We start from the raw sequence: 18,615 nt of genomic DNA on the forward strand, positions 1-18,615 counted from the left end.
ACATTTTTTCAAAAAAACCATAAAAGGGTATATAAATAAGTAATGAGCTTTAAGAAAACGTTTTTTAAGAATATATTGGTAACGGGTGGATATAATTATATATCTCAGCTTATCGTTTTCTTATCTTCCTTTATAACAGCGCGATTACTCCTACCTGAAAATTATGGTCTTGTGGGATTAATTACTGTGTTTACAAATTTTATATCTGTATTTTCAGATAGTGGTATTTCTTTGGCCGTTATCAAAAGTGATTATGGACGATCTTATTACAAAGGATTAGATACTCTTTCTATAATTATCGGAGTGGCACTTTTTTTTCTAACCTCCTTATTAGCCTGGCCTATTGCCTCTTTCTATGGTAATCATAATCTTATACTTCCTGCAATCGTGCTTTCTTTGACATTTATTACCAGAAGTATGTCTATCGTAAGAGCGGCTTTACTATCAAAAGCATTAAATTTTAATGATATTGGAAAGATCACATTGATTAATACCATTGTAAGCATAATTCTGACTATAATTTTAGCCTACCTGGGAGCTGAACATTGGTCCATTATTATTCCTCAAATTGTAACTTCCATCATTGCCGTTGTTTATTATGAACATAAAACGGGATTAGGGTGTAAATTATATCCATTTAAATATGCTAAAATTGCCTATAAACATACTCAGAACAGTATCAAAAATCTCCTTGGCTTTAATCTGATTAATTATTGGGCAAGAAATTCAGATAACCTCATTGTAGGTAAGTTTTATGGAGTGAATGACTTGGGTATCTACAATCGGGCTTATAGTTTATTGACTTTACCTTTATCGTTGGTTACCGGATTAATGGGGACGGTTTTATATCCCAGTCTTAAAAAACTAAAATCTGAAGGTGGCGATATTAACAAAGAGTATGTTTTTGTTCTAAAAATTATATCTATTCTCGTTTATCCTATTGCTTCCATATTTATCTTGTTTCCAGAACAACTCGTATCATTTCTGTGGGGGCAAAACTGGTTAGCTGTAGGGAAACTTCTACCCTATTTTGGACTACTAATATTTGGACAGTCTTTATTATCCACTACAGGGAATATCCTGGTGTTGCTGAATAAGGAAAAGAAATTAATGATTAGTGGATGGGTAAGTGCTTTTTTTACCATAGCAGGAATTTCAATAGGTGCCTATTATTCTTTAGTAGGTATAGCTCAGTTTTATTCCCTTTCCTTCATATTATTTGTTCTGCCCTTCAATATGATCTTCATTTTTTATAAGGCACTGGCTTTTAATTTAAGACAATTACTACTATTTTGGCTTCCGGTAATCCTCCTTTCTCTTGGTATATGGTTTGCTTGTTTCTATGATCAATTTGAACTTAAGCTGTTTTTTCTTTTTCTAATGCTCATAAATCTTGGAATTAGCTCTGGTAAAGAAATCAAAAGCATTTTAACGATTATTTCTAATAAAATTTCTCCTAGTAAAACAGCATGAAAATAGACCATATGGAAAGCGAAAACACGACCAATATATTTGTGATTATTGTAACTTACAATGGTGCTAAATGGGTAGAAAAATGTTTCGATAGTTTAAAAACATCAATTGTACCACTTCAAATTATAGTAGTTGATAATCAATCTACGGATAATAGTATTGACCTTATCCGTTCTGGGTATCCTGACGTAAAAATCATTCAAAGCCAAGTGAATCTTGGATTTGGTAAGGCAAATAATATTGGCATTAGCGAAGCCCTCAATCAGGGAGCAGATTATGTGTTTTTGTTAAATCAAGATGCTTGGATTATGCCTGAAACAGTTGCAACATTAGTTACAGTTCAAGAGAAACATCCCGAATATTTTGTTTTAAGTCCTGTTCACCTTGATGGTACAGGTAAGAAATTAGATTTTGGTTTTTCAATCTATATCTCGCCCTATCACTGTGAAAATATGGTTTCTGATTTAATATTAAGAAACGAGCCCCCTCAGGAAGTGTATACCACAACTTTTGTCAATGCAGCCTTTTGGCTAATTAGTCGCCATGCTATTGAACAAATCGGCCTTTTTGATCCGATATTCCCACATTATGGCGAAGATGATGATTATATGCATCGCGTTATTTATCATGGAGGGAAAACAGGGATATGCCCTGCCGCATTTGGGTGCCATGATCGGATTCAAGAACTTGCTAGTGTACAAAAATTTCCTTATGAAAAGCGTTACAAAAGACAAGTTGTAGGATGTTTAATTACACTAATGAACATCAACAGAAGCTTTTACCATTGTTTCATGGTGTTCCTTCGATCACGTATGGAATTCTTCTTCTCTGCCTTTTTTAAATTAAAGTTTAAGGAATCTTATTTGGAAATGAAAGTATTCGTTCATATCTTCTTCATGATTAAAAAAATAAAAAGACATAGACTGAAAAATATGCAAAAAGAAAGCTGGCTTAATCATTAATTGACTTCTTCCTTTTGAACTGATCGATCTTTGATTTTAATTATCTTTTACCCATAGTTAATTCAAAGGAATGTTCATGATTGTCTTAAAAGTAAATTTATAAGGTCATATATCGTACATAAAGGCTAAATTGGCTGAATAATCAATTCGAAGAAAACGATTTAGCTTGAAGTAGATTCGTTGATTTGTGTCAATTTTTATCTTTTTGTACTTTAACCAAACCCTAAATAAATATATTGAAACGTTCAGCTTTACTCTTTTTTTTGCTCCTTTCTTTCTGTATCAGTTCTGTTGTTGCCCAACCCTATTATTTTAAACGGTATGAAGTTGAAAATGGACTATCCAGCAATTCAGTGTTTTGTTCCCTTCAGGATCATAAAGGTTTTATGTGGTTTGGCACGGTAGATGGTTTGAACAGGTTTGATGGATTTACCTTTAAAGTGTTCCGACCTGATCGGGATGACTCAAGAAGCATCGGCAATAACAGTATTATTTCTTTAACTGAAGATAATCAGGGAACAATATGGACAGGTACGGAAAAAGGACTTTATAAGTTTAATACAGAACACGAGACTTTCTCGAAAGTAAAGTCCACTTTACTTATGGGCATAACAAACTTAAATGCAGATAAAAATGGTAACCTGTGGTTTATGGCCGATTCAAAAGCTTTCCGCTATACCCCAAAAACTGATCTGCTCATGCTGTTCAATTTTGAAAATAAATTTGATATTTCTTCTTTGTGTATCAGCCCCGACGGAACGATATGGACAGGTACATCAACAGGTTTGATTCGGAAACTAAATATTAAAAATAAATCATACAGCACTTATAATGTTTTTTTACATTCCAAACCCGCTAAATCGGTTAACATACTCAGGGTCTTTGATGCTAATGCCCAATATCTATTGGTTGGTACCTCCAATCAGGGGGTAAAGCTTTTTAATAAGCGAACTAAAACGTATGAGGATATACTGACCTATAATAAAAGCGGTAGCGAAATTTATGTCCGGAACTTTGTTCATTATGGTGGAGATGAGTATTGGATTGCAACGGAATTAGGTGTATTTACTTACAATCTCAGAACCAAACAAACGGTTAACCTGGTGAAAAACAATAACAATCCTTATTCGATCTCTGATAATGCGGTATATACGCTTAGCCGGGATAAGGAAGGAGGAATTTGGGTTGGTAGTTTTTTCGGGGGGCTTAATTATTATCCGAAGCAATATAATTTGTTCGAAAAGTTCTTTCCTGCAAATGGTGGAGGATCCCTAAGTGGAAATGCGGTTAGGGAGATCTGCAAAGATCAGTATGGTTCTATCTGGATAGGTACAGAAGATGCCGGACTAAATAAATTTGACCCTAAAACCGGTATTGCAATTCCTTTAAAATCAACAGGAGCTAAAACCGATATCGCGTATACCAATATTCATGGGCTACTAGCATTCGGCAACCAGCTATGGATTGGAACTTTCGAACATGGTCTGGATATTATGGATATCCGAACAAATAAAGTGATTCGCCATTTTGACTACGGAACAGACTCTGGTTCTTTAAAAAGCAATTTTATCGTTAATTTTCTTAAAACAAGGTCTGGTAAACTCTACGTAGGGACTACAAACGGATTGTACGCTTACAATCCTGTAAAGAAGAGTTTTAGAAACATCTATTTTCCTGATAATTACCGTCCATTTATTTATTCCACCCTGGAAGATTATAAGGGAAATATCTGGGTGGGTACAATTAAAGACGGCGCTTATCTCCTTAATCCGAAAAGTGGAAAGATCAAGCAGTTTGTTTATGACCCCAAAGATATTCACAGTCTAAATAGTAACCGCGTAAATGGGATCTTTGAGTCCAGTGACCGAACCATCTGGCTTACCACTGAGAGTGGTGGAGTTTGTAAGTTTAATTCCTTTAATAACACCTTTAAAAGGTACACCACGAAAGATGGATTACCAAGTAACTTTGTTTTTAAAATATTGGAAGATTCAAAGCATAAGTTATGGGTCAGCAGTTCAAGAGGTTTAGTCCGTTTTGATCCGGCTACTGAAAGGATGCAAATCTTTACCCGGTCTAACGGTCTGCTGAATGATCAGTTTAATTATAATTCAGCCTTTAAAGATACGCTGAATGGAGATATGTATTTTGGAAGTGTCAAGGGAATGATCCGGTTTAATCCGGATAAGTTCATCCCGAATACCTTCATTCCTCCTGTTTATATCACTAGATTTGAGGTGTATAATAAGGAACTGGTTATCAACAAACACTATTCCCCACTAAAAAAGTCTATCTTATTTACTAATAGCATTACCCTTTCCTACGACCAGTCCTCCTTTAATATCGAATTTGCCGCTTTGAGTTATACCTCTCCGGAAATGACGGAATATGCCTATAAACTAGAGGGGCTGGATAAAGGATGGACCTATTTGAAATCAAACCGAAGAGCCTATTTTACAGAGCTGGCTCCAAAGAAATATATCTTTTATGTAAAAGCAGCTAACAGTATTGGTTTTTGGAGTAAAAAACCTACCATGTTGATTATATATATTCGTCCCCCTTTTTGGAAAAGTCCATTCGCCTATTTTTTCTATATAATTATTAGTGTATCCTTAATCTTTTTTCTAATCACATACTTTGATGACAAGATAAAAGAAAAGAACCGGCGTAAATTAGAACAGCTATCCTATAAAAAAGAGAAAGAAGTTTATCAGGCCAAAATTGATTTCTTTACTAATGTAGCGCATGAAATCCGGACACCTCTTACCTTAATTCAGGCACCACTCGAAAGAATCATCAGTAAGGTGGATGAAGTTCCTGCGATCAAAAAAAATATCCTTGTCATGGAAAGGAATACCAGGCGATTACTGGAACTTACAGAGCAATTACTTGACTTTAGAAAGGTCGAAACGAATAGTTTTAGTCTCAATTTTGTGGAAACTGATATCGTTGCCTTACTAAATGATGTCGTACAACGGTTTCAACCTGCAGCTGATCAGAAGAATATTATGCTGCAGACAGACTTCCCCCTCACCTCTTTTAAAGCCAGTACAGATACCGAAGCCTTAAATAAGATCATCAGTAATGTGATATCAAATGCTATAAAATACTGCGAATCTCATGTCATCATTTCATTGTCTGACATCAATATGGAAGCTAACCTATTTTCCATCAAAGTTAAAAGCAATGGGAACCTGATTCCAATAGACATGAAAGAAAAGATTTTTGATACCTTTTTCCGTATTAAAGAGACCCGATCAAAACCGGGAACAGGCCTAGGACTAGGCCTTTCCCGGTCACTTGCTGAATTACTGCAAGGGTCTTTAATTCTGGATGTCCCGGAAAACAATATGAATGTATTTTCCATCATTTTGACTATCCGTCCGAAACAATCCTACTAACATTAAACTTATCAATAGGCGTATGCAGGATATTATGATTGAACCAATAAATGCGGTTTTTCCTGGTAAGTTTTCCATAAGAGCTCTCCGAACAAGGTATTCGCCCAGGCGAACCAGGAACGGGAAAACTTCTTAGGATCATTTTTATGAAATGTTTCATGCATAAAACCAGTATCGCCATGTGTCTTACGAAGCGTTTCAATGCAATTTTTGATCTCTGCATCGTCCGTACTGGTTAAACCTCTCATGATGATAGCCATTGGCCAAATCATATCCTGTCCCACGTGGGGACCGCCAATCCCCTCTGCCGCAGTTCCTTTAAAGTAAAAAGGGTTGTCTTCAGACAGAATAAATTTGCGGGTACTCATATAAAGAGGATCAGTGGTTTTTACTGCTCCCAGGTAAGGTAAAGATAAAAGACTTGGCACATTTGCATCGTCCATAGTCAGATAGCTACCAAAACCATCGGTTTCAAAAGCAAACATTTTTCCATATTTCTCATTATCTACTATAGCAAATTGTTCAAGTGCAGCTTCCACTTCTTTAGATAACAAGGTAAGTTGGTCAGCAGTTGATTGATCTTTAAAGATTACCTGCATCATCTCCGCAGCCTCCTTTAAACTGACCACTGCAAAGAAATTAGAAGGAATCAGAAAGGAGAATACCGTAGCATCATCACTAGGCCTGAAGGCCGAACAGATCAGTCCTACTCCTTTAACCGGATAGCCAAACCCATCCATAGTTAGCGTATCTGTCGCTTTGGCTGTTTCTCTTTGAAAATGATAAGGGCCCAGGCTATCTTTCCGCTGTTGTTCACGAAAAACATGCAGGATGGTTTTAATCGCTTGTTGCCATTGCTCACCAAATGGAGATGAATCCCCACTGGTCTTCCAGTAATGATACCCAAGCCGTATAGGATAACAAAGTGAATCAATTTCCCACTTCCGCTCATGCACTCCCGGTTTCATATCTGTTTTGTCCGTGCTCCACTCTCCTACTTTGTTTGCGTCATGATAAAAGGCATTCGCATACGGATCTTTCAATATATAGGTAACCTGTCGGTTTATAACACCGGCTATAAGCTGCTGTAAGGGTTTATCCTCTTTAATAAATTGCATGTACGGCCAAACCTGCGCACTGCTGTCACGCATCCACATGGCATCAATATCTCCAGTGATTACATAAGTATCGGAAACCCCACTTTTAACTTCATGAAATACAGTCGTATCTAAGGTATTCGGAAAACAGTTTTCAAATAACCAACCCAATTCCGGATTTTTTACTTTCTTTTTGAATTCGGTAATAGCCTTTTCTACTGCTTTACTGGTAAACTTCCTGGATCCTGCGGCTGTTCTAACCACAGGAAATGCTGGAGATGCTGCGAAACTTAAGTTATTACTTAACATATATCCTGCGCTTAATACTCCTGCACTTTTTATAAATGTCCTTCTTTTCATGTTTTAACTGGTTTTGTATTTTGTTAGTTTATCCTTTCAATCCGGAAAGAAAAGGTATTTACCTTACTCACCGGCAACTCATATTTCTTTAAGGGACCAGGACCACAACTGGCATTTCCTATTCCTCTTTGCATATAATCCAGACTTAATATCGTTTCTGGCTTTTTGATGCTGTTATGTTGAAAATCATGCACCACATTCCAAAGTTCCTGATCGGTATAATGCAGTGCGCTGAAGTTTAATTTATCCACTGATGTGATCTTAATTCCTGTATGGTTTTCATCTGATACGCTGAGCCAGCGGATGTCTTCATGATTTCCCATACTTTGTGAACGGGTATAATGTTCTTCCATACCGTCAACCGTGTTACTGAAGATGCCGAAAAAGGCCGAAGACTTCCTGTCCGCGTAATTTTCATGAGGTCCCCTTCCGTACCAGCTTACCTGTTCCATTGAAGGGATCAATGAAATTTGCAATCCTAGTCGGGGAACATGATAAGCATCATTCGTATTATCAATAGTCGCTTCCACATTAATTAATCCTCCTGCATAGATGGTGTAATTTACAGCATAAGGAAGGATACTCGTTTTATCACCTTTCAGACTCATTTCCAGAACAGTTCTAATGGTGATGCTTTTTACTTCCCTTTCAGGAGAATAAGTGAAAGAGATCAGCCGAGTATCGGGTTCAACATATTTACGACTGTCATTGTTAATACTACGATACCAGTTCAACGTTAATCCCTTCCCATTATAGATGACCTCATTCTTGTCATATTTTAAAGAAGTCAGTAATCCCGTAGTTTTATCAAACTGCACATTGAAATCCGGACCAGACACATTCACTATATTATTTCTTTCTTCTACATATAAGTTACCTGGACCAGTATGAGCGATAGAATCCTGCAAAGGCCGCTTTGTCAAAGCCAGCTGTTCTGAAGCAACGACATAACCGCTTTTTGCCCATAACCTATCTTTAGCCAAAGCAAATTCAACATTCAAAAAATACTCACTACTATCACTAGCCGGAATCCGGTAAGGAACTCCTATCTCAACAGAATCACCTGGATTTGCATGTTGAGGATCAAGAGCACCTGAATCAACTACCAGGCCATTCCTTAAGACGCGCCAGTTGATATTAAACTGATCAAGATTCGTAAATGCATAACGATTAATGATTTTCACCGTACCATTACTCAGGTCGGCAGAACGGATTTTAATGTACTGATAAACCTTTTTAACCTCCAGCATCTTTGCTGTTATTCTTCTGTCCGGAGTTGTAATTCCGTTATTACAAAAGTCAAAGTCATTTGGCTTATCACCAAAGTCGCCGCCAAAAAAGTACTGGTCTTTAGGACTACCAAACTTATTTATTCCCTGATCTACCCAATCCCAGATACATCCACCGATCATCCGCTGCGAATGGTTTTCTATATAGTCCCAATATTCTTCCAGATTGCCAACCGCGTTTCCCATGGCATGTGCATACTCACAAAGGAAAAAAGGCTTGTCTGTCTTTTGCCTGTCCGTAGCGATCATATCATCCACCGATGGATACATCCTTGAATCCATATCTGCAGCACTATTTTTTCCTTCGTAGTGGACAATAAATGTGCTGTCTATCTTTTTAATTTTCTTATAAACCTGCACAAAATTCTCACCATCTCCACATTCGTTTCCCATAGACCAGAAAACTACTGCCGCATGATTTTTATGCTCTTCCACGTTACGGACGTTCCGGTCAATAAAGGCAGGGAGCCAACTGGGCGTATTGCTCAGCGATTGATTTCCATGACATTCCAGATCGGCTTCTGCAACCGTGTATAAACCATAATAATCAAATAGCGCATACATTTTTTGGTCATTGGGATAATGACTCGTGCGGATGGTGTTTATATTCGCTTTTTTCATCAGCAGAATATCTTCCAGCATGGAGGAAACAGGCACTGCTTTTCCTAACTGCGGATGGATATCATGTCGGTTCACGCCTTTTAATAATACCGGTTTCCCGTTAATAAAGAGTCGCTTTTCTTTAATCTCCACTTGCCGAAAGCCAAACTTGCTTGAAATAACTTCCTGTATTTTTTCATCCTGATCCTGTAACGTAAATATTGCGGTATAGAGATCAGGCTTTTCTGCCGACCAAAGTAAAGGGCTTTTAATCACATCCTGAAGGTCAACCGCCAACTCCTGATCTTTTTTTACTGTTGCCAAAGGCTGGCTCAATTGCATTACCTCTTTACCCTTTGGATCCAAAATGGAGATCTTCAGGTTTCCTGACTTTGCATTTTGCTTACCGTTGTTCCGGATGCTTGTTTTAATCCGCAGATCAGCTGTGGCAAAATCATCATTTTTAAATTCAGTCTTAATATAATAATCCCTGATATGAACCTGGGGAACAGCATAAATAGCTACATCTCTATGGATTCCACTTAAGCGAAACATATCCTGATCTTCAATATAACTACCGTCACTCCAACGATAAACTTCAACAGCCAGACTATTTTCACCTGCCTTTACTTCTTTGGTTACATTAAATTCTGCGATGTTGTTGGCCCCCTCGCTATATCCAACTTGCTTACCATTCACCCAAACATAGATGGCGGAATACGCCCCGTCAAATCGTAAAAAGATCTCTTTCCCATCCCAGTTTTCGGGAATAGAGAAATTACGTAGGTATGATCCAACCGGATTCGGCTCTTTCTCATTAGTATAACCGGATTGAGATTTGATAAAAGGAGGATCGTTTTTGAAAGGATAAGTGATGTTCGTATAAATCGGTGTGCCATATCCCAACATTTCCCAGTTACAGGGTACTTGAATTTCCTTCCATTCCGAACTGTTAAAAGTTGGCTTATAGAATTCAACCGGACGCTCTGATGGCTGTTTAACCCAGTTGAATTTCCACTTGCCATTCAAAGAAAGAAACAATGGAGATTTAGTCGCCTCCCATGGAGTATGAAAAGTAGGATCCTCCTTTAACGTTTCCGTAGAAGGAAAAGGTATATAAGGCACATGTGCAGGCTCTTTATTAATCCCAAAGATTGCTTCATTCTCCCATTCTGCCCTGTCCCCCTTTTTTTCTGCCTTTGTTTGTGAAAGGATAATAGTTGGAAATAGGCTGATGAAAAAAAACAGGATTACGGAATAAGAGACTTTAAAACTCATGAATTTGTATTTAAAATAAATAATTAATAAATCTAATTCATTAGTTGATAATTTGTTAAGCGAATTAAAATCTATTAATTAGTTATACTAAATATACATGTATTAAACGATTTAGCAAAAATTATTGATCTTTTGAAGGTACTAATGCGTCTATATATTTCTTGACTCAGTTTAATCAATCAATTCCTTATTATAAATTAATAGTCCGCATAAACAAATTATAAAATCAGTTCAACAAAAGAAATTGCTTGCCCACCACCTTTAGCCATTACTATATCCATTGAATCCGTAGATTTAATGTTCACGTATAGTTTTGTTCTCTCCCCAAGGCTGATGCCATATTACATCTTTCTTGTCGTACAAAACTTTGTGAACAGTAAAATCCTAATTTAAATTTACACCATTTTTAGCTATTAATCCCAGTAATGAAGAAGAAATTAGGGGCTTTTTATTGGAAGTAACTTGATAATAAGGTGTACCGCTTTTATCTAACCAAAATTTTAATTGTGTGTTTTTATTCGGTGAATAAACTTCCTTTGAAGAAGCGCCTTTAGTTAAGCAGCAAATTAATAAAAATAAACAAAAGGTGATATTACCTATATTCATTATTTTATAGTTAGTAATTTTTTTAAAGTAGTGTGTTAGCAGGAGATTTATAATCTATAAATCTCCTGCTAACACACTACAAGTGAACTAGTTTAATCTTACTAATCAAGAAAACCTTCATTTTTAAGCATGGCCAGTGATTCCATCAGCATGCATCCACTTAATTCAGCGCGCAAACTAGCATTTGCTTCAGGAGCTTGCCACCAATGATAACCATATAAAATAACAGGATTTTTGCTAGTTCCTGCAGTCCATAATATCTCTGCGTTATGCTTTAAAAAATTGACATATCTTTTTCTTGCAGTTTCTGGCAAATCTTTATTTAGGATAAGTTGGGTAAGATACCGAACAAAAATACCTTTAAACAGATTCACATCATGATCTTGTTGTTCAGCCCAATCACTAAGTACTTTATTGGTTGAATTTACCAAAGTACTTGTAGTCCAATCAGCTGTTTTCATAGCATCATTTAAGTAAACTTTATTACCGGTAATTTTATAAAACTCTAATGCGGCACCGATATATGTTCCTGCATTATAGGTCCAATCGCCATTTTTATCAGCGAAATTATCATATACCCGTCCTGATTGCTGCACAACCCGGTTTTCTTTCATCCAATTGTAAATATGCGAGAGCCAGTATAAATTATTATGGCCGTTAATAATTTCGGCTTCCCCATATTTTTGCCAACGTCTGGCTGCTATAATTGCAGCTGGACCATTTGATGGAACCCCTTTGCTCTTTCCTTCAGTTGTATTTTCATGGTTCCATGGTATTCCTCCGCCGTCATCTTCATTCCAACCGGCTGCAATCCATTCCCAAAGTTGTTTTGACGATACTTCATAACGAACGTCTCCGGTTGCTTCAAATGCGCGTAGATGAGCCAGCCCATGCCAGCCCATGTCGTCATAGTAATTATTGTAAAAACGCCCTCCATTCTTTGCTTTGACTCCTTCATAAAAATCAGAGATTCGTTGCTTATATGCATCATTTTTTGTTCTTTGATAGGCGTCAACCATAACGTCAAGGCCATGAGCTTCAGGCCAGTAATCATATTGGCCAATTGCGCCCAAATTGTCATTATTAAAATGATGTTTTGTAGAGTTCCAATATACGCTCACGAAACTCATGCTACTACTGTCAGCAGCAGCACTCCAGTCAACAGGGTACGTGGTATTCCTATTTATATATTCGTCCTCGATTTTCCCACAAGAACTACTTATAAGTGCTATTCCAGCAATTAATATTATTGTCTTCATTTGTTTTTTGTTAAATAAAAAACTACAATTAACAATTCGTGCTTTCATATGCCGATTTAGTATATTATTTGATGGGTATATTTTTCGCTGTCAGAGCTAAAGGATACAACTATACTGCATTTTTTAGTTGTTCTATTAGGGAATTTAAATGAATAATCCCATTGATTCTTGTCCGATGAATTCAACTGTAACGAAAAATATGCTCCTGTTGTAGTTGATGGAGGTTGATTGTCTTTATTTATGCTAGCCAATTTTTGTTCCGTTCCTCCCATTGTCAACCAGAAGAAATATCTATCATCTCCCCAATTTGTTGTGAAATCTGGTACAACATCATTTACTCTCCACACTCCTTTTCCTTGATAGGCTAATGTTGCCCTTTGTTGAGGAGTACACATAAAGAAATCTAATTTTGTGATTTCCTTTATTGAAATAGCTGTTGTATTAAAGTCTAAATTAATCTTATATATTCCATCCTTTGCAACTGTTGCTCCATTCTCGTTTTCTTTGAAGGTAGTACCTGCCGCATCTACTGAGAATGTTCTTGATACCTTACTCTTTGAATCAACAAAACTGTATTTCTTACCTGCAAGTATCTTGGTATAAATTTCAAATTCAGTACCTCCACTGAGTGGCTTTACAGTTAATGCATTTGCTAACTCTGCACCGCCTTCAGTTCCTTCGCCTGTAAGATACAATGCACTTGGGGCGTCGATACCACTTAACCTGGTAATATTTATTTTACGGCTTTGCTTTGACATTACTTTTGTGAGCCCTCTGGAAGATACTACGGTCCATTTAAGTACCCCTTCTGTCGAAGATGGAATACCCGCCAGGCCGCCAATTTTATTCAGTACTTTATGAGTTATGCTTGCTCCTGTGCTTATTCCGTTATTGTCAGCAGTGACAACGAAGATCGGATTGGAGAAGTCACCGTCCTGTTTATCAAATAAAACATCGTAATAAACTAAACCATTGTCCTGGGCTACAGCTTTTTCCCACTCAAAGTATAAACTAGATGTTGCCGATTGTAATACGATATTTCGAGCATCATCTGGTGAATAAAGAGTATTAACTTCAGTTACAGTAACTTCCTTAAAATCTTCATTTTTATCGCAGCCCAAAAAGGCCATAATTAATATTAAAGAAAAGCAAATTGACAATATATTCTTTTTCATAATAGTCTTTTTAATAATTAATATCCTGGGTTCTGTATTAAATTGGGATTTAAAAGGAGTTCTTTCCTTGGTATTGCCCATAAATAATCACGGTTTCGGCTAAAGTTTCCAGCAGGCAGTTTGATGTAATCGTAGCTTCCACTGCTTTTATCAAATTTAGCACCACGAGAAGGTTGTGTCAATACAATTTCGGCTGTTTTCCAACGACGAATATCAAAGACCCTAAATCCTTCTAAAGCCAGTTCGCAACGGCGTTCATTATGAATAACTTCACGTAGTGTTGCTTGTGTACCAACAGGTAGATTCAAAGCTTCACCTGTGTTGTCGAAACCAGCTCTTTGTCTTAACTTTCTTATGGTTAAATCCCAAACTGAAGCGTCCATCTGGCTTAATTCATTTTTTGCTTCCGCATACATTAGTAACACATCGGCGAAACGAATCAAAGGAATGTTGAGACTTGAAGCCCAACCACCACCCGAGTATGTTAAAGGGTCAGGATCACAAAATTTACGATAGTAATAACCTGTAGGAGTTTGTGCGGTTCCCGCTCCTGTATACTTATCTGACGATTTCCCTGCAGGAACAGTACCATCCGGATGGATAACAACAGTGTATTCTGTTCCTGTCCTGTCTTTCCATTTGGATCCATCATATACGATACTCGCATTTAAACGTAGATCGCGGTTGGCGTAATCAGGATCAGCGGTTGTCCATTTATTACCATTTTTCATTAGGTAACTGTCAACAAGACCCTGAGTCGGACCTGCTAAACATAGACGAGCACCGGCAGACATGGGCGCAAAATCAACCAGATTTCCCCAGGTTTTTACTTCAGGAACGTATTGAATGCTTAGGATGATTTCGTTGTTATATTCATTCTTTGCCCAAAACAATTCTTCATAGTTGGGAAACAACCCATATGTGCCATTTGCTGTAGTGTTAATGAGTTTGTCACAATATTCTGCAACCTTGGCCCAATCATTATCATATAGATAAGCACGTGCGTTAAGTGCAACAGCCGCACCTCGTGTAATCCTACCATTATCTGCTGCTTGATATTCTTCCCGACTAGGTAAAATAACGGCAACTTCGTCTAATTCCTGGTGAATCCATTGCATTATTTCTGCGTGGGACTTAGGCTTAAGCGCCTTTGATTCATCCAGTGTAATATCACTAGTGAAATGAGGTACTGCGCCGTACCATGTCGTAAGCTCCAGATAGAGTGAGGCACGTATAAAGCGAATTTCAGCTTTTCTTTTTTCTTTCAGTTCCGGATCCATACCCGTAACTCTATCTATATTGGCCAAAAAAGTGTGACAGGTTTTAATTCCTCCATAGCAGGCGCCCCATTCACTTTCAAATCGTGCGTTTGAAGCATCCGCCAGACCCGTTGCAATGATCTTTTCGGTAGAGGATCCGTAACCGTTATAAACGTTGTCGCTCAATATCTCATTTGCCATGAAGTAATCGCTGCTAAACATCTGCCGATATGCCATGTTTAATACAGAGTTAGCCTTATCTAAAGATGTCCAGTAAGTTTCATCTGTAAACTTACTGGTAGGCACAACATCCAGCTTTACGCATCCTGCAAAAGATAAACATGTTATCATTAAAGCAAGAGTGCTATATTTTATATATTTCCTTTTCATGATTCCTTATTATATAGTTTTAATTTTATGCTCTCAGTTAAAACTGAATATCAAAACCACCACCAATATATTTAAGTAGAGGATAGTTACGCCCACTGTTAGCACCTGACGCATTCATACTTCCACCAAATTCTGTAGATTCTGGATCAATGAAAGAGTTCTTTGTGAAAGTAATTAGGTTCTGTCCACTGATGAAAACACGCACTGTGTTCAGACCCATATTAGAAACCAATTTTTTGGGTATGGTATAACCAATTTGAATGTTTTTCATACGCAAGTATGCAGCGTTGAAAATATTTAGGTCAGACCCTTTACCGTAATTATTAATGGTAGATGCAGTACCTGGAGCAGTAAGCCTTGGCCTTGATGCATCAGGATTTGCAGGTGTCCAATAATCTAGTTGATGTTCAAACATAACAAAGGAATAGCCCCCATGAAACGGCTCAATAGATTCACCACGTAAAGCCATATCGCGTTTGCCAACACCTTGCCATAACATATTCAAGTCAAACCCTCTCCACTGAACATCGTAAGTTATTCCGAAAGTATAGCGAGGGAAAGCATGTCCCAAAACATATCGGTCACTGTCATCAATAATACCATCACCGTTACGATCTTTATATTTGACATCTCCAGGCTGGGGTGACACTCCTATAGGTAGGGCAGAATTCTTAACATCTTCCTCATTTTGGAAAAATCCTTCTGTTTTATATCCGTAATAACTAAATAACGGTAAACCTATTCGAACAATCCGTTCAATCTCATCAGATTTTGAGATCTGTTCATTCCCTTCAAATTTAATTACTTCATTACGGGAATCACCAATATTGAATCCGAATGAATGACTAAATCTATTATGTCGCAGATTATAATTAAGGGAGAACTCCCAACCTTGATTGACTATTTCCCCTAAATTTGCATTGGGTACTGCTCCTCCTAAAGTAAGTGGGGTTTGAGGTACTAATAGAATATCCTTAGTTGTTTTATGAAAATAGTCAAAAGTTGCCCTTAGTCTGCTTTTAAAGAAAGATGCATCTGCCCCAATATTTAATGTTGTCGTCGTTTCCCATTGTAATCCTGGGTTGCCGAAGGTATATCCAGTACCTGGCACTGATACATTATTAAAGCCGTATTGACTGGGATATATCGTATAAGTTGCAAATGTTTGATAATCATCTACGTTTTGATTACCAAGCTTACCATAAGAACCCCTTATCTTCAAATCTCCTACTCTATCTTTCCAAGATTCGAGGAAGTTTTCTTCTGAAGCACGCCATCCCAAGGATACTGCAGGGAAAAATCCCCATCGTTTGTCTGGAGCGAACCTCGAAGATCCATCATATCTAAAACTTGCTTCAGCAAGATATTTATCATTATAAGAATATCCTACCCGTCCAAACCCTGAATAAATACTTCTTTCGGTAGTTCCACCTACAGTATTATAACTGCTTTCATCTGTAATAGTTCCTTCAACAGGTGTTCCTAATATAGGATCTACAAATTTTTTCTTTACTTCTTGCCGAAGTTGACGGTATGATTCGTTGGATACTCCAGCAAGAAGAGAGATGTTATGAACTTTTGCAAATGAATGCGTATAATCTAACATTGCTTGTACATTCAAAACAGTTGCTTTTGCGCTATAATCTTCAATACTATAGTTCTTCGAATCATTTTGATTTACTGGAGTCTCATCGCCCGACAAATTGTACACCGGCCAGTAGAACCTCCTGATTAAACGGTTTTCGGGACGAAGGTCTAACCCTAATAATCCCTTTGCCTTTAACCCTTTCAACAGTTCAACTTCTCCGTTTAAACTTCCCTGAAAATGATCATTCACTGAATTTATATAACCACCATGCTCTAAATTCGCTAATGGATTACCAGCAGTCAGTACTTCATTCGTATAGTATCTCCCATTTTCATCTTTTAAAACGTAGGTATTATATACCGGAATACGGGATGCATCAGCTATTAAGAACCCATTATCTCCTTGATAAGCTTTACTATCACTTCTGTCATACCACAAAATGGTGGAAAGTTTCAATCGTCCAATATCGGTAGTAATATTCGAACGAAAGTTGTAGCGTTTTGTGCCATAATCTGGCCCTTTATAATTACTTTTCTGATCATAATATCCAAGAGAGATCATGTAAGCCGTATTGGTTGATCCCCCTTGTACATTTATATTATAATTTTGCTGTAATCCATCCTTTAAAATTCCATTCAGAAAATATTCGCTGTCACCAGTAGCAAACTGACTTATTTGCTCGGAAGAATATATGGGATTCGCTCCTGAATTTACGTAAGAGTCATTTCGTAGCAATGCGTTCTGATATCCTTTTAAAGGGGTCATCAACACTTCGGCGTTTTGAGTTCCAACAATTCCACCGAATCTGATGACAGGCTCCATGCCTTTTTTGCCTTTTTTGGTTGTAATTAAAATAACTCCATTGGCCGAACGTGATCCATAAATGGCTGAACTCCCAGCATCTTTTAAAACCGAAACGCTTTCAATATCATTCGGATTCAGATTGTTCATATTATTAATGTCATCACTGATTATCCCATCAATCACCAATAAGGGAGAATTATTCCCAATAGTGCTAACCCCTCTAAGATTGATATTCATAGCGTTGTCATTAGGATTCATGCTTCGCTGTTGAATAACAAGGCTTGGCGATGACCCTTGAAGTGCTTGAGTAACATTGCCTACCGGACGATCTTCAATCTGACTCGCTTTAATCTGATCTACCGCTCCCACCACACTTGATCTACGCTGCGTTCCGTAACCCACTACTACAACTTCTTCTAAAGCTTTTTGCTCTGGAATCAGGCTCACTGAAATGGTAGTTTGTCCTGTAATAATTACTTCTTTAGCAGCATAACCGATAAAAGAAAATACAAGTACCCCGTTGTCATTAGGAGTGCTGATTTTAAACCGACCATCCACATCCGTGCTGGTTGCTATTGAAGTTCCCTTGAGTCGTACACTTACCCCCGGAAGCGCATCACCCTTTTCATCCGTTACCCTTCCTGTAAGGTTAACAGCTTGATTGAAAGACGTACCTGCAAAGGTTTGAGTCCTTTCAGTTTTCTTCCTGACTACAATTGTGTTCCTTTCAATCACAAAGGTCAGGGGTTGTCCGGCAAAACATTTTACAAGTACATCCTCAATAGAGGCATCTTTTACAGAAATATTAATAGGTTTGGTTTCCTGCAACATATCAAGATCATAGAAGAAATCATAATTGGTTTGTTTCTTGATTTCTTTGAAAACCTTTTCAATGGTTACATTATGTTCCGCTAAATTAATTTTCTGTGCGTATCCTTTCGCGCTCACTTGTAAAAATGCTGCCATCATTAAACAAATGGTTAGTTTCATGGCGAGCAAAAATTTAAAAGATATGCGGTTCATGTAACTGCATATTAATCCAGTACAAATTTTATACATTTGATTTTAGGTTTA

The 18,615-nt window shown here is 37.4% G+C and carries 10 protein-coding genes; 3 read left to right on the top strand and 7 right to left on the bottom strand.

All coding sequences use genetic code 11. From position 1 onward, the window contains the following. Positions 1–42 precede the first annotated feature (42 nt). The 3 genes from BFL47_RS11610 (at position 43) to BFL47_RS11620 (ending at position 5,836) form a co-directional block, all read left to right on the top strand. Positions 43–1,473 (top strand): oligosaccharide flippase family protein, encoded by a 1,431-nt coding sequence (locus BFL47_RS11610; RefSeq protein ID WP_069659967.1) that lies wholly within the window; start codon positions 43–45, stop codon positions 1,471–1,473. Beyond that, on the top strand, positions 1,470–2,435 hold the full coding sequence (locus BFL47_RS11615; RefSeq protein ID WP_083257142.1) for a glycosyltransferase family 2 protein: 966 nt from the start codon (positions 1,470–1,472) through the stop codon (positions 2,433–2,435). The genes BFL47_RS11610 and BFL47_RS11615 overlap by 4 nt, the downstream gene beginning before the upstream one ends. Positions 2,436–2,671: 236 nt before the next feature. Continuing rightward, complete coding sequence (locus BFL47_RS11620) at positions 2,672–5,836, top strand: ligand-binding sensor domain-containing protein (RefSeq protein WP_069659968.1); 3,165 nt, start codon at positions 2,672–2,674, stop codon at positions 5,834–5,836. Positions 5,837–5,868: 32 nt separating this feature from the next. Here BFL47_RS11620 and BFL47_RS11625 read toward each other — a convergent pair whose 3' ends face one another. From BFL47_RS11625 to BFL47_RS11655, 7 genes are all read right to left on the bottom strand, one after another. Then, complete coding sequence (locus tag BFL47_RS11625; protein ID WP_069659969.1) at positions 5,869–7,293, bottom strand: glycoside hydrolase family 125 protein; 1,425 nt, start codon at positions 7,291–7,293, stop codon at positions 5,869–5,871. A gap of 23 nt (positions 7,294–7,316) precedes the next feature. Then, a complete protein-coding gene (locus BFL47_RS11630; RefSeq protein WP_069659970.1) occupies positions 7,317–10,460 on the bottom strand; it encodes a glycoside hydrolase family 2 TIM barrel-domain containing protein in 3,144 nt (1,047 codons plus the stop codon). Between the two features lie 384 nt (positions 10,461–10,844). After that, a complete protein-coding gene (locus BFL47_RS11635) occupies positions 10,845–11,066 on the bottom strand; it encodes a glycoside hydrolase family 97 N-terminal domain-containing protein (RefSeq protein ID WP_069659971.1) in 222 nt (73 codons plus the stop codon). Between the two features lie 101 nt (positions 11,067–11,167). After that, the gene (locus BFL47_RS11640; protein ID WP_069659972.1) at positions 11,168–12,325 is read right to left on the bottom strand and encodes a glycoside hydrolase family 76 protein; all 1,158 of its coding nucleotides are present in this window, start codon (positions 12,323–12,325) and stop codon (positions 11,168–11,170) included. 56 nt (positions 12,326–12,381) lie between these two features. Next, complete coding sequence (locus BFL47_RS11645; protein ID WP_069660030.1) at positions 12,382–13,500, bottom strand: SusE domain-containing protein; 1,119 nt, start codon at positions 13,498–13,500, stop codon at positions 12,382–12,384. 17 nt (positions 13,501–13,517) lie between these two features. Next, positions 13,518–15,149, bottom strand: coding sequence for a RagB/SusD family nutrient uptake outer membrane protein (locus BFL47_RS11650; RefSeq protein ID WP_069659973.1), 1,632 nt, complete (start codon positions 15,147–15,149; stop codon positions 13,518–13,520). Positions 15,150–15,186: 37 nt separating this feature from the next. Continuing rightward, positions 15,187–18,510 carry a TonB-dependent receptor gene (locus BFL47_RS11655; RefSeq protein ID WP_245681357.1) on the bottom strand — a complete coding sequence of 1,108 codons (3,324 nt, stop codon included), beginning with the start codon at positions 18,508–18,510 and terminating at the stop codon, positions 15,187–15,189. Positions 18,511–18,615 lie beyond the last annotated feature (105 nt).

Origin of the sequence: Arcticibacter eurypsychrophilus, from assembly GCF_001730525.1 — a bacterium.
Classification (GTDB): domain Bacteria; phylum Bacteroidota; class Bacteroidia; order Sphingobacteriales; family Sphingobacteriaceae; genus Arcticibacter; species Arcticibacter eurypsychrophilus.

What these genes read in the sequence shown, in the direction of transcription:
- BFL47_RS11635 (WP_069659971.1), bottom strand. Translation starts at nt 11,066, where the DNA reads ATGAATATAGGTAATATCACCTTTTGTTTATTTTTATTAATTTGCTGC.
- BFL47_RS11630 (WP_069659970.1), bottom strand. Translation starts at nt 10,460, where the DNA reads ATGAGTTTTAAAGTCTCTTATTCCGTAATCCTGTTTTTTTTCATCAGC.
- BFL47_RS11610 (WP_069659967.1), top strand. Translation starts at nt 43, where the DNA reads ATGAGCTTTAAGAAAACGTTTTTTAAGAATATATTGGTAACGGGTGGA.
- BFL47_RS11625 (WP_069659969.1), bottom strand. Translation starts at nt 7,293, where the DNA reads ATGAAAAGAAGGACATTTATAAAAAGTGCAGGAGTATTAAGCGCAGGA.
- BFL47_RS11650 (WP_069659973.1), bottom strand. Translation starts at nt 15,149, where the DNA reads ATGAAAAGGAAATATATAAAATATAGCACTCTTGCTTTAATGATAACA.
- BFL47_RS11640 (WP_069659972.1), bottom strand. Translation starts at nt 12,325, where the DNA reads ATGAAGACAATAATATTAATTGCTGGAATAGCACTTATAAGTAGTTCT.
- BFL47_RS11655 (WP_245681357.1), bottom strand. Translation starts at nt 18,510, where the DNA reads ATGATGGCAGCATTTTTACAAGTGAGCGCGAAAGGATACGCACAGAAA.
- BFL47_RS11645 (WP_069660030.1), bottom strand. Translation starts at nt 13,500, where the DNA reads ATGAAAAAGAATATATTGTCAATTTGCTTTTCTTTAATATTAATTATG.
- BFL47_RS11615 (WP_083257142.1), top strand. Translation starts at nt 1,470, where the DNA reads ATGAAAATAGACCATATGGAAAGCGAAAACACGACCAATATATTTGTG.